The 12,971-nt window shown below is 57.3% G+C and carries 12 protein-coding genes; 5 read left to right on the top strand and 7 right to left on the bottom strand.

Annotated elements, in window-relative coordinates; genetic code table 11:
- The first annotated feature begins 70 nt into the window (after positions 1-70).
- Positions 71-610, top strand: a complete 540-nt coding sequence (locus HOP44_RS19270; RefSeq protein WP_172256423.1) for a CcdC family protein — start codon at positions 71-73, stop codon at positions 608-610.
- A 240-nt stretch (positions 611-850) separates the two neighbouring features.
- Complete coding sequence (locus tag HOP44_RS19265; protein ID WP_172256421.1) at positions 851-1,366, top strand: nucleotidyltransferase domain-containing protein; 516 nt, start codon at positions 851-853, stop codon at positions 1,364-1,366.
- A gap of 84 nt (positions 1,367-1,450) precedes the next feature.
- Here the strand turns inward: HOP44_RS19265 and HOP44_RS19260 are convergent, their stop codons facing one another.
- Complete coding sequence (locus HOP44_RS19260) at positions 1,451-2,884, bottom strand: glycoside hydrolase family 1 protein (RefSeq protein ID WP_172256419.1); 1,434 nt, start codon at positions 2,882-2,884, stop codon at positions 1,451-1,453.
- 95 nt (positions 2,885-2,979) lie between these two features.
- Here HOP44_RS19260 and HOP44_RS19255 point away from each other — a divergent pair, with 95 nt between their 5' ends.
- The gene (locus HOP44_RS19255; RefSeq protein WP_172256417.1) at positions 2,980-4,092 is read left to right on the top strand and encodes a LacI family DNA-binding transcriptional regulator; all 1,113 of its coding nucleotides are present in this window, start codon (positions 2,980-2,982) and stop codon (positions 4,090-4,092) included.
- 105 nt (positions 4,093-4,197) lie between these two features.
- On the top strand, positions 4,198-6,051 hold the full coding sequence (nagZ, locus tag HOP44_RS19250) for a beta-N-acetylhexosaminidase (RefSeq protein ID WP_172256415.1): 1,854 nt from the start codon (positions 4,198-4,200) through the stop codon (positions 6,049-6,051).
- 544 nt (positions 6,052-6,595) lie between these two features.
- Here the strand turns inward: nagZ and HOP44_RS19245 are convergent.
- A complete protein-coding gene (locus tag HOP44_RS19245; RefSeq protein ID WP_172256413.1) occupies positions 6,596-7,600 on the bottom strand; it encodes an NADP-dependent oxidoreductase in 1,005 nt (334 codons plus the stop codon).
- Between the two features lie 307 nt (positions 7,601-7,907).
- Here HOP44_RS19245 and HOP44_RS19240 point away from each other — a divergent pair, with 307 nt between their 5' ends.
- Positions 7,908-8,864 carry an L-lactate dehydrogenase gene (locus tag HOP44_RS19240; protein WP_172256412.1) on the top strand — a complete coding sequence of 319 codons (957 nt, stop codon included), beginning with the start codon at positions 7,908-7,910 and terminating at the stop codon, positions 8,862-8,864.
- Positions 8,865-9,011: 147 nt separating this feature from the next.
- Here HOP44_RS19240 and HOP44_RS19235 read toward each other — a convergent pair whose 3' ends face one another.
- The 5 genes from HOP44_RS19235 to HOP44_RS19215 all read right to left on the bottom strand — a co-directional run bounded on the left by HOP44_RS19235 (position 9,012) and on the right by HOP44_RS19215 (position 12,913).
- Positions 9,012-9,362, bottom strand: a complete 351-nt coding sequence (locus tag HOP44_RS19235; protein ID WP_172256410.1) for a hypothetical protein — start codon at positions 9,360-9,362, stop codon at positions 9,012-9,014.
- A 162-nt stretch (positions 9,363-9,524) separates the two neighbouring features.
- The gene (locus tag HOP44_RS19230; protein WP_172256409.1) at positions 9,525-10,265 is read right to left on the bottom strand and encodes an ABC transporter permease; all 741 of its coding nucleotides are present in this window, start codon (positions 10,263-10,265) and stop codon (positions 9,525-9,527) included.
- Between the two features lies 1 nt (position 10,266).
- Complete coding sequence (locus HOP44_RS19225) at positions 10,267-10,983, bottom strand: ABC transporter permease (protein WP_172256407.1); 717 nt, start codon at positions 10,981-10,983, stop codon at positions 10,267-10,269.
- On the bottom strand, positions 10,980-11,966 hold the full coding sequence (locus HOP44_RS19220) for an ABC transporter ATP-binding protein (RefSeq protein WP_172256405.1): 987 nt from the start codon (positions 11,964-11,966) through the stop codon (positions 10,980-10,982). The genes HOP44_RS19225 and HOP44_RS19220 overlap by 4 nt, the downstream gene beginning before the upstream one ends.
- A 167-nt stretch (positions 11,967-12,133) precedes the next feature.
- On the bottom strand, positions 12,134-12,913 hold the full coding sequence (locus HOP44_RS19215) for an SDR family NAD(P)-dependent oxidoreductase (protein ID WP_172256403.1): 780 nt from the start codon (positions 12,911-12,913) through the stop codon (positions 12,134-12,136).
- Positions 12,914-12,971 lie beyond the last annotated feature (58 nt).

The raw sequence follows: 12,971 nt of genomic DNA, 5'->3' as shown, positions 1-12,971 counted from the left end.
GAAGGCGCGGCCTTTTTGGCACGCTTTTTGCGATTCTGCAGCGATTCCACCAAGAGAAGGGGCCCAATAGATGATAGACTGGATCAATTCCGTATTCGACCGATTTTTCTCGCTGAATCCGATTCTGCTGAGCGTCCTGTTCACCCTGTTCTTCGCGGGCATGGCGTTCATGGCGCTGTTTATGCGGATGAGAGCCAGCAAACGTCCGCTGACGGTACGCAAGATCATGATGCCTCCGGTCGGAATGGCTACCGGCTTCTTCATGTTCGTGATCCGCGATATCCAGATTCCGTGGACGGGCGCGCTGATCGCGTTCCTTGTCGGCTGGTTCCTGTTCGCGTACCCGCTTATTCTCGGCACCAAGTTCGAACAGGTCGGCAGCGATCTGTTCGTCAAAAGGTCCAAAGCGTTTCTGTTCATCCTCGTTGTATTGATCGTGATCCGGCTCGCTCTGCACGGATACGTCGAACAGTTCGTGACGCTTCCGCAGACCGGCGGCGTGTTCTTTATTCTCGCTTTTGGCATGATCCTGCACTGGCGTCTCAACATGCTGCTGCGCTTCAAGCGCATGACGGGCGGCGGTACTCCGGCAGGTGCGGCGGAAGCTTGAGTGGCGGCCCTAGCCGCTTCGGCTGTACGGCACGAAGACCGTTAGCGCCGGCGCCGGGAACGCTGTCCGTCGTTCAAGGGATTCATCCCGGTTCTTCACGTGCATCCGCTCGCTCTAGAAATAAATGCGTGGGAACCCTTATTTCATTCCGGAATGCTTCTTCCCGGCCCGATTTTTCCCGGACGCGAGATCATCTTTCCAAGTTCAAACAGACGGGCGGCCCGTCAAGGAGGACGAAACATGCCAACCTTATCGCAGACCGAAAAACAGCTGGACATTTTACGCGAGATCGGCGATTTATTTGAAGAGATTGGCGAACCTTTTTGGTTGAGGGGAGGCTGGGCGATCGACTTTCGGATTGGCCGCGTCCTGCGCGAACACGACGATCTCGATCTGGTCGCCAGGCTAAGCGCCGAACAAACTATCGTAGGCCGACTGGAAGCTGCCGGCTTCGAGAGTCTCTTCATCAACGAGAAACAAACCGATTACCGAAAAAACGGCGTGGATGTCCAGATTCTGTATCTCACGCACAATGAAGGCGGCCCTCTGACTCCCCACGGGATCCCGGAGTGGGTATGGATGCCGGACTGTCTCGATCCGCGGGCTCACGAATTGAATGGAGTCCGCGCCCGCGTGCTCACCCCACAGCAGCTGTTGGCCGAAAAACTCGATTACGAACGCATCGGGCGTCCGAAAAGAGAAAAGGATACCGTCAGCAAAAAGCTGCTTCGCCAGCTGATCAACCAAGAACGGTAGCGGCATTCGAGGATACGCAAAAAAGGACGCCTCCTTGGGGAGGCGTCCTTTTTGCGCTGCCGGGTTGGAACCGGCGCTGCTAACTTAACGCTTCAGGCTTTTGCCGTTCGTCGCGATCACTTCTTTGTACCAGTTGAACGATTTCTTCTTGTAGCGCTCAAGCGTGCCGCTGCCGTCGTCGTGACGGTCCACGTAGATGAAGCCGTAGCGCTTTTTGAGCTGCGCCGTGGAGGCGCTGACAAGGTCGATACAGCCCCAGGTCGTGTAGCCCATCACTTCGACGCCGTCTTCGATCGCTTCGCCGACCTGCACGAGGTGATCGTTCAGGTAGTTGATGCGGTAGTCGTCTTCGACGGTCTTCTCGCCCTGATCGTTCGTGACCAGCTCGTCGACCGCGCCCAATCCGTTCTCCACGATGAAGAGCGGCTTCTGGTATCTGTCCCAGAACGAGTTCAGCACGTAGCGCAGGCCCTGCGGATCGATCTGCCAGCCCCACTCGCTCGCTTTGAGGTGAGGGTTCGGCACGCCGCCGAGCAGGTTGCCTTCGCCCTGGATTTTTTTCTCGGGATCGGCCGTTTCGCAGATGCTCATATAATAGCTGAACGAGATAAAATCGACCGTGTGCTTCAGCGCTTCCGCGTCACCGTCTTCGAATTTGATCTCGATGCCGTTCTCGCGCAGATAGCGCTTCATGTAGCCCGGGTACACGCCGCGCACGTGGATGTCGGCGAACGCCATGTTTTTGTGATCGGATTCCATCGCCTGGATCACATCGTCCGGGTTCGGCGTCAGCGGATAAATCGGCATGCTCAAGACCATGCAGCCGATCTGGAAGTTCGGGTTGATCTCGTGTCCGACTTTGACCGTCTTCGCGCTTGCGACCAGCTCGTGGTGAATCGCCTGGTACAGATCCTGCTTGCTGAGGTCTTTTTTCGGCGTCGAGATGCCTCCGCTCATGAACGGCGCTTCGAGGATCGAGTTGATCTCGTTGAACGTCAGCCAGTATTTGACCTTGTCTTTGTAGCGCTTGAACACCGTCGTCGCGTAATGCACGTAGAAGTCGACCAGCTTGCGGTTGACCCAGCCGTCGTATTCGCGCGACAGATGCAGCGGCGTCTCGTAGTGGGAGATCGTCACGAGCGGCTCGATTCCGTATTTATGGCATTCGTCGAACAGTTCGTCATAGAACTTCAAGCCTTCTTCGTTCGGCTCGGCTTCGTCGCCTTTGGGGAAAATGCGCGACCAGGCGATCGAGGTGCGGAACACTTTGAAGCCCATTTCGGCAAACAGCTTCACGTCTTCCTTGTATCGGTTATAGAAGTCGATTCCGATCAGCTTCATGTTGTCTTCCGTCGGCGCTTCCGTAATCAGCGGGTCGCCGCCGTGTCCGGCGAAGCCGCCTTTTGGCGTAACGTCCTGGATGGACCAGCCCTTCCCGTCCGTCTGGTAGGCGCCTTCCAATTGGTTCGCCGCTACCGCGCCGCCCCACAAAAAGTTTTCCGGAAACCGTGTGCTCATATCGATTCACTCCTGTGTGTTAGAATGGATAAAGAAGTCTTGATTTCAGCATAAACCGTGAAACGCGTTCCACGTCAACCCCAAGGAGCGACCCTATGTCCAATCTTGAAGAAATCGCGAAATTGAGCGGATTTTCCAAAGCGACCGTCTCCCGCGTCTTGAACAAATCCCGCCATGTCAGTCCCGAGACCCGAGAGAAGATCCTGAATGTGATCCGCGAAATGGACTACGTGCCGAACCGCAACGCCGTCTCCCTCTCCAAAGGCAAAACGCTGCAGATCGGCATGGTAACGGAAAATATCAGCGAAGTGATTCTCCCGTTCATGACCCGGTTTGTCGAAGTCGCGGCGGAGCACGGGTTCCAAACGATCATCTATACCTCCGACTCCGACCGGAAGCGGGAGCTTCAGGCGTTCGAGGATTTGAAGCAAAAAAGAGTCGACGGTCTGCTGATTATTACGTGCGTCAACGAGCTGTCCCTGGTCGGCTCATACGGCAAATACGGGCCGATCGTCTCCTGGCAGCGGACGGACCGCCCGGATATCCCGTCCGTGGCGATGGACCAATACGACGGCTACATTCTGGCGGTGGAGCATCTGCTGTCTCTCGGAATCACGGACATCGCCAATGCGTTCGGACGGCCGAGCAGCCTGAATACCAAACGCCGGGCGCAGGCTTACGAAGACCTCATGACGCGGCGCGGCCTCGAGATTCGGCGCGACTGGTATTTCGAAGCCGTGTACCATATGGCCGGCGGCCAGGAGACGGTTCGCCGGCTGTGGGCGGGGCCGGCCGACAGACAGGCGGATCCGGGGCGCCGCGAATCGAAGCCGAATTCGGCCGATCGAAGCGCCGGACGGCCAAACCTTCTGCCCGAAACGGACGCCCGGCTTGCCGGACCGAAAAATCGCGGAGAATCTTCGGCCGCCGAATCGGCAGTCCCGCAGGCCGTGATCTGCGCCAACGATTTTGTGGCGGCCGGCGTGCTCAGCGAAGCGCGGCGGCTCGGTTGGAACGTTCCGGGCGAGCTTCGCATCGTCGGGTTCGACAATATGCCAATCGCCGAGACGCTTGGCCTCACGACCGTTCAGAACCCGATCCGCGATCAGGCTTATAATGCGTTTGCCCTGCTTTCCCCGGGTCTGATCGGGCGTCCGCTTCCGCTGAAGCCGCTCGAATTCGGTCTGGTCGTGCGGGAAACGACGTAAAGTTCCGCCCAAAACCATAAGCACACACCATTCATCGCCGCTCCGGATTCTCCGAAGCGCAGACGGTATTTGTGTTAATCCATAAGGAAAGGAGCCGATGGCTTCATGGCTCGCAGCAACCGAACTTCTTCTTCTATAAAAATAGGATCCGCCGTTCTCATCCTGCTCGTCTTGATCGGCGGCACGGCCTGGTTCCTTCAGGAACGCCAAGCGCCGCCGACCGCTCCGCCTTCCGCTCCGGCAGGCGGAGAAAGTGCCGCTGCGCAGGGAGAGAACGACGTTCCCTCCGATTCCGAGGCGTCCGCCAAACGGATCGAAACCATCGTTGCATTGGCCCGCGAAGGCCGGATCCAAACCGCAGCCTTCACGGTCGGACGCACAAGCCTCGACGAAGTGAAGAAGGAATGGGCAGCTCCCGGTACAACTTCGCAAAGCGGGAACGCCGTGTATGCGGAATACCCGCAGCATTCCGCCGCGATCGGCTACCGCGGCAACAAGGTCATCGATCTGCGATCCGACGACGAGTCGCTGAAGAATATCCGCTACCGCGATATCCTAAGCGAGCTTGGCGAAGCGGACAGCGTCAAGACTTACCAAGACGACACCGTCGATCAGATCATCCTCGGCTACGAGCTGTCCGGCGGTTATGTCCTGCGGTGGGTACTGCCCAAACCTTGGGCCGGAGACGGAACCGAAATCCAGGAGAATCCTCCGCTTGACCATATTTCCGTCATCCGCACGGCCTCTTCGGCTGCTGCTGCGGCTCCTCCCGCCGACACTCCGACCGCTCCAGCCGAAGACGCGGCTCCCGCGGTACCTTCGAAACCGCAGACAGGCGGCAGTTCCTCCAAGCCCGATGCCGGCGGCAAAGACAAACCGGCGGCGGATTCGGACGAAGCGCCGGACAATCCGGCCGCGGACCCTGCCGTGCCGGATTCCGGCAGCAGCGCGGCCCAGACGCTTGCCGGAATGACGCTGGACGAGAAAATCGGCCAGATGATGATCGCCGGCGTCGAAGGCACTTCGCTGCGCGCAGCGGACCGGGCTCTCATTCAAGACCATGGCGTAGGCGGGGTCATTTTCTACGCGGACAATATCGATTCGGCCGCGCAGACGAAAAAATTCGCCGCCGAAGTCCAAGCCGCGAATCCCGAACCTGCTCTTCCGCTGCTCGTCAGCGTCGATCAGGAAGGCGGACGGGTGGCCCGCCTCAAGGGCGTGGACAAGATTCCGACAGCCGGCGCGATCGGCCAACGCGGCGACGCGGCCTATGCCCGATCGATCGGCGAACAGCTCGGCGACCAACTGCTCTCGCAGGGCTTCAATCTCGACTACGCGCCGGTGCTCGATGTGAACAGCAACCCGGACAATCCCGTCATCGGCGACCGCTCGTTTGGCGCGGATGCGGCCCTGGTATCGAAGCTCGGGATTCCGGTCATGCAGGGACTCGAATCCAAGAAAGTGATTCCCGTGGTCAAGCACTTCCCCGGCCACGGCGATACGTCGGTCGATTCGCATATCTCGCTGCCCGTCGTGAACAAGACTCCGGCGCAGCTCGACAAGCTGGAGCTGATCCCGTTCAAAAAAGCGATCGCCGCAGACGCGGATGTCGTCATGATTGCCCATATCCTGCTGCCCAAACTCGATAAACAGTACCCGTCTTCCTTGTCAAAAGCGGTCATCACCGATCTGCTGCGCGGCAAATTGGGTTTCAAAGGCGTCGTGATGACGGATGATATGACGATGGGAGCCATCGCCAAAAATTACGGAATCGGCGAAGCGGCCGTCCAATCGGTCAAAGCCGGCAGCGATATCGTGCTTGTTGCGCACGGTGCCGACAATGCGATCGATTCGATCGCGGCGATCAAACAGGCGGTGAAATCCGGCGCGGTCTCCGAGAAGCGGATCGACGAAAGTGTTCTCCGCATTCTCGCTCTCAAAGCGAAATATTTGAAATAATCGGGACGCCGCAAGCGCCCAACAAAAAACGAGCTTCCGGTTCAATCCGGCAGGCTCGTTTTTTACGCTTCGGTCGAGCCGACAGGAGCAAGCCCGATACTGCCGAGCAAAGACAAAGCCGTTATCGAGGCGATAACCTTTTTCTTGATCATAATATCGCGCCCTCCCATATAAGTTTATGATAAGAACGTGCAGCGGAGAGGTCGTATTCGGGTTCCTATGCTTCCGCTCCGTCTGTACTCTATACTTCCACCATTCATGATGTGATATAAATCCATTTATTGTTTTAGTTCTATTTGTCCTCTTTTTTGCGCATATAGCCGGGGGTCTTTCAGTCGAAAGGCGAAACTTGTCTACAACTTCTCGCCTTTATAAAATAGGAATATTTTCATTTAATCCATAAAAAAAGAACTGTTTTTGTCCTTTTCCGTTTCAAAAACAAGAGCATGGTTATACGCGAAAAAACAGCCTTTCCCCGAAGGAAAAGACTGCTTTTGCGTCTATGCCTGCCTGTGCAGAGTCCAATTCCGCAAGAACAGAAACGTTAGTCGGATACTTTGACCAGCTGTTTGCCCAGGTTCTCTCCGCTGAACAATCCGAGGAACGCTTCCGGCGAACGTTCGAAGCCTTCGACGATATTTTCCCGGTATTTCAGGCGGCCGTCTTTGAGCCAGCCCGCCATCTCGGGAATCGCTTCGGCATAGCGGTCCTGATATTGGCCGACCAGGAAGCCTTTGACCAGGGCGGTGCGGGTCAGCAGCAGCGGCAGAAAGCGGGGACCCGGTTCCGGCTGCGTCACGTTATACAGCGAGATCTGGCCGCACAGCGGGATACGGGCGTTCGCGTTCAGCAGTTGGAACACGGCATCGCTCACCTCGCCGCCTACGTTGTCGAAGTAAACGTCGGCGCCGTCCGGACATGCGGCCGCCAGCGCTTCGTTTAGCGGTTCGGTCTTGTAGTTGACCACGGCGTCGAAGCCGAGTTCATCGGACAAGAACCGGTTCTTCTCTTCCGAACCGGAGATGCCGACGACCCGGGCGCCTTTGATCTTCGCGATCTGGCCGACGATCATGCCGACCGCGCCGCCTGCGCCGGAGACGACAACCGTCTCGCCTTCTTTGGGCTGTCCGATATCCAGCAGACCGAAGTACGCCGTCAGTCCCGGCATGCCGAGTACGCCGAGCGCCGTCTGGATCGGGGCCAGACTCTCATCGACTTTGACCGCCAGATCGCCGCTTACGACCGGATGCGTCTGCCAGCCCCAGCCTCCCTGTACGATATCGCCTTCTTTGAAGGAAGCATGACGGCTTTGCGTCACGCGTCCGACCGAGCCTCCGCCGAAGGTTCCGCCGATCTCGTAAGGTTTCGCATACGATTTGGTATCGTTCATTCGTCCGCGCATATAAGGATCAACCGACAAATACAGCGTCTCGACCGCAATCTCGCCGTCTCCCGGCTGCGAAGCTTCTTCGGTTTTCAGTTCGAAATTTTCCCGTGTCGGCATGCCTTTCGGCCGGCTGGCCAATACAAAGCGTTGATTTTGTGTCATTCGATCCGTCACCTCCGTTAAGATTCGCCTTTTGACGCCGGGCTCTTTCTTCCCCACACCGTCCCGCGCAAAAGGCACCTCTATGTATTACCCTTCCGAACAGGAAAAAGCGCTTTTATCATAAAAAGGGGCTGTGTTGTCTTGTTTCCTTTCATCAGTTCGCGATTAAACCTTCAACGGTGTCACGTATTGTAACATATTTCTGTATTTTTCAGCTGACATTCGCCTTTTTTTCCGTTAAAATGAACAAGCACGTTTCCTGAAAAATTTCATGCAAACCAATAAATCCTAAGCAAGAGGTGCTAATATGGGCAAAAAAAATCGGAAAGTCGCCATTATCGGATCGGGTCTGGTCGGATCGAGCAGTGCGTATGCCATGATCAACCAATCCATCTGCGACGAGATCGTGATCGTCAGCCGCAATCATGAGCATGCCCTGGCACAGGCGCTCGATCTGTCCCACTGCGCCGATTTCACTTCCACGCGCACGCGCGTGCGGGCCGGACATTACGCCGACTGCGCGGATGCGGATATCGTGGTGCTGACCGCCGGAGCCAATGTCAAAGCCGGACAGAAGCGCATGGATATTATCGCCGAAGCCGCTGCGATTACCCGCGAGGTTGTCAGCTCGGTGATGAGCAGCGGATTCGACGGAATCTTCGTCGTGGCCGCCAATCCCGTCGACGTCGTGACGATGATCGCGGCGCAGGTATCGGGCCTGCCGCGCCACCGGGTGATCGGCACCGGCACTTCGATCGACTCCGCACGGCTCAAAACCCTGCTGGCCGACGTGTTCCAGGTCGATCCGCGCAGCGTGCACGGCTATGCGATGGGCGAACACGGCGAATCGCAGTTCGTGGCCTGGTCGCATGTCACGATCGGCGGCAAACCTATCCTGCATATCGTGGATGAACACAAACTGCGCTTCCCCGACCTTGATCTGAACGATATTGCGCGCAAGACCAAAGACGCCGGTTGGGAAATCTTCACCCGCAAAGGTTCGACCCAATTCGGCATCGGCAGCGCCATCGCCTATATCACCCGTTCCATTCTGAACGACGATCACCGGATCATTGCCGTATCGGCTATTCTCGATGGCGAATACGGCCAGAAGGACGTATGCGTCGGCGTACCGGCGATCATCGGCGACGGAGGAATCGAAGAACTGATCGAATTCAATTTGAGCGACGAGGAACAAATACTGTTCGGACGTTCGTGCGAGATTATCCGCTCGGGAGTCGACGGCCTGGCCCAGCATTCCTGAACCCGGCAGGCACCGCTTCGCGAATGGAATACAAAAAAGGCTGTCCGGAGAAAATCCCGGACAGCCTTTTGGTTATGGAGATCACGGCTTGAAGCGGTACGATCCGGCCGGTTTCGCGCCTGCTCGAATCTTGCCTTCGCCGCGCTCTTAACGGTTTCTGCGCTGCCTTCTGAGTATCGTCAGGCCGAATACGCCGAGCATCAATACAAAAGAAACGGCCATGGAGCCGCAGAAAACAAAGAAACCTTTGCCTCCCGCGAGATCCTGCGGATCGGGTTGCATCGCCTGTGCCGAAGCGGTCCACTCGCTGCCGGAAGCTTCCCGGATCCGAACCGGCCGCGCCGAGGCGGATTCGCCGAAGTGCGGGCTTTCGATTGTAGACGCAGCAGCCGTTTCCATCGGAACGCTTCCGCTCGAGGCTTCCGCCTGAACGAAAGGCATGCCTCCCGTCAAAGAGAGCGCGATCACCGCAGCCACGGCAAATTTTCTTTTGAACATGATAAGTCGTACCTCCTTGTCGATAAGGCGGGGCGGCAAGCCCTTCGCCTGGGTCCGTTCGAACCGGGGACTTTTCCCCTTTTCTATATCAACGTCATTGCCGTCCCTGTTGTTAACGGAAAGAAACGGATTTTTTGATTTTTTTCTTTTTCGCGCAAAGACCTAGACCGGCTTCCGGTTGAAGTACACCAATCCGGCAGCCAGAAAGACGAGAAAACTTCCTCCAACCGTAATCATCAGACTCTCGATCGGCAGGCCGAATGCGCCGAAGTCGTATTCTCCGCCCGCCTGCATCATCACAAGCATAGGCTGCGCCCAGGGATAATAGGGACCGTAGGTCACCGAATTTGCGACCAGAATGTTCGGAACCGTAAAGACCATGTTCAGCACAAGCGGGGCCGCGAAGCTGCTCCACACGGTGGAGACGAACAGCTGCAGCGCGGCCAACGGCAGACAGGCCACGAAGCCTCCGACCAGCTTGGGGGCGAACACTTCCCACGGAATCAGCGACAGATCGAATCCCTTGCACAAGCCTGCCCCAAGCACAACGATCAGGAACAGCAGCTGATTGAACGCAAGCGTCCCGGCCACGACCAGCAGCTTGGACAGATACAGCGCGCTGCGCGAGACCGGCAGCGATAAGATCTGCTTCCATCCGCCGCCGGCATGTTCGTAGCGGCAGACAAAAGCCGAGAAGATGCCCGCCATCATCGGCATAAACAGCAGGGCGTGCAGCAGAGTCATCACCATAAACAAACCGGTCCAACTGCCTTCTTCATTACTGACGTTGGCCATCAGCCCGACCACTGCACAGAGAATGGGATCGATGACGGCCAAAAGTATAATTTGCGAACGGCCCAGCTTGATCCGCTCGCTGCGAAGCGCCGAAATCCAGATCGCCATATCAGGCCACATCCTTTCTCGAGAAATGAATCGATCCCAGCAGATAGAGCATGGCGAACAAAGCAATCCCCAGCCCGACAAATCGGAGCGTCTCGTGTCCCCGCACGACCAGCATCGGCCAAGACAGCGGAAGGATCTCGGGCATCGAAGCGCCGAAGACCGATACCATGGAAGCCGCGATCCCCAGCGAGATCGGAATAGCCTGATTGCGCATCGTCAAAGTCATCCAGAGCATTACGCCGAGCATCGGCAGCGAAGCCAGCAGCGGGTAGAAACCGAGCGTCAGCAGATCCAGATAAGGCAGCGGTCCTCCGAAGCCCAGCAGCAGTCCGACGGCGGCCGTCGAAGCAGCGAGCAGCACGCAGGCGGCCAGCAGCTGGACCAGGCAGCACAGCAGTTTCGAAGCGAACACTTCGGAACGGCGAACCGGGAGAGCCAAGGTCTGTTTCCAGGAGTTCTGGCGGTTCTCGATATTGGCGATCATCCCCATCAGCAGGGTCATCGCCAGATAGACCGCAATCGGCACGAACATACTTGTTTCTTTGATCAGACCGCCCCAGGGGTCGGCCGCATAGGTGTCGTACACCAAATAATCGTAGCGCAGCCCGAAGTTGAGCGCCTGCATGGCCGCAAGTCCGGCCGCTCCGATCAAGACCACCCACCAAATGCCGGTCCGCCGCGTCTTGAGCAGGTCGGCCGCAAACAGCTTGCCGATCATTGCGCCGCCTCCCTTGGCAGGCCCGCCGCTCGGGGCGCGCCGCTTCCGCTGCGGAAGTCCGCGTCCGCCGTGTCCGCCGAACCGCTTCCTGTCATGGTCAGGAACAGGTCTTCGAGCGATTTGCGGCGCTCTTCCACGCGATAGATACTGTGCCGGGCATCGACCAGAGCCGACACGAGCCGGGCGATCTGTCCGTTGTCTATGCCTTTGAACACCATCTTGCCCTGATCGAGCCGCGGGAAGCAGCCTTGTTCGCGCGCCGTAATCATCCCCGCTTCCGGATCGGACAAGGCGATATGAATCTCGCTGCCGGCTTTGCGCTGGAGATTCGGCATGCTGTCCTGAAAAATCATTTTTCCCTGGTTGACGATCCCGACACTGCTTGCCATCTGTTCGATTTCGCTCAGCAGGTGGCTGGAAACGAGAACGGTAATCCCCTGCTCCTGCGGCATTTTTTTGATCAGCTCGCGAATTTCCAGAATGCCCGAAGGGTCCAGTCCGTTCGTCGGTTCGTCGAGAATCAGCAGTTCGGGACCGCCGAGCAGGGCCGACGCGATGCCGAGCCGCTGCTTCATCCCAAGCGAATACCCTTTGACGGAACGTTTGGCATCCTTGGTCAGTCCGACCGTATGCAGGACCTCGTCGATCCGGTTCTTGGGCACATTCAGGATCCGGCGGATCGTCTCCAGATTCTCAACCGCGTTCAGATGGCCGTAATACGACGGATACTCGACCAGCGAACCGACCCGGCGCAGAATCTTGATCCGCTCGCGCTTCAGGTCCTGTCCGAAGATCTGCACAAGGCCGCTGTCGGGCTTGATCAGGCCAAGCAGCATCCGGATCGTCGTCGTCTTGCCCGCTCCGTTCGGTCCGAGAAATCCGTAAATTTCGCCCTGCGGGATCGCCAGATTAAGCGCGTCCACGGCACGGGTCCCCCGGTATTTCTTGGTCAAGTTCCGGGTCTCGATCATCATTTCTGTCATGTCCCTCACCTCTTTGCTCGTTATCGTTATTTCCTATGATAGAGAGCCCAGGTTAAAAGATAGACCTTGCCAAGTTTAAATTCCGTTTAAAAAAGCGCAAAAAAAAGCCGCATGCCCGGAAAAGGCATACGGCTTTTTGGATAGGTACGAAGCGGAAATCCGGACACTCAAGACTCTTTTTCGGTCTGGGTCTGGCTTCGGTCGGCGTAGGGGTAAATCGGACCTTTCAGTTCAAAATCGTACGTCAAGCCGTTGACGATTCCGACGGTCTGCCCGTTGTCGTACAGATCGAGCAGGAAGCCCGCCATTTGCTGCGCGGTATGGAACTTGGCGACGCGGCCTTCGTATTCGAACTGGCCGACATCGAACGAACGCTTGGCAAATTCGGTCTCCGTTGCGGCAGGTGCCAGCACTTTGGCCCGCATCGGCAGATTCTTGCCTTTGAGTTCCCGGTCCAGTCCTTCGGTAAAAGCGCTGACGTAGAATTTGGTCGCGCAGTAGGTGACCGCTTCGGCCACGACCGTATACCCGCCGCCCGACGAGATGTTGAGAATCTGCGTGCCTTCCTTGGAAGCATAGTCGCGCACGTACAGAGAAGACAGAATCGTCAGCGCTTCGATATTGAGATGGATCATCTGTTCGATCTTCGGCAGATGCTGTTCTCCGACGGAAGCGAAGTTGCCGAAGCCCGCATTGTTGATCCACGTCTCGATCTCATACTCGCCCAGACTTTCGTAGAAGGTATGCACATTGGCCGATACGGACAGGTCCACCGTACGAATGACCACGTCCAGCGCGGGGTCGATTTCCTCCACCTTCGATTTGAGCCGTTCCAATTCTTCCGTACGCCGCGCCGCCACGATCAGATTCTTGCCGCGGGCCGCAAACGCCAGCGCCGCTTCGTAGCCGATCCCCGAACTGGCACCGGTAATGACTGTGTACTTCATGGGAACTCCTCCTGGGTTCGATCGAATTTAGGTCTTGCGATCGGCCTATGCGTTGATT

The sequence above is a fragment of the Saccharibacillus deserti genome, from assembly GCF_013618475.1.
Taxonomy (GTDB): domain Bacteria; phylum Bacillota; class Bacilli; order Paenibacillales; family Paenibacillaceae; genus Saccharibacillus; species Saccharibacillus deserti.
Note: the sequence above shows the minus strand (reverse complement) of the source record. Positions and strands in the feature narration are given on the sequence as shown.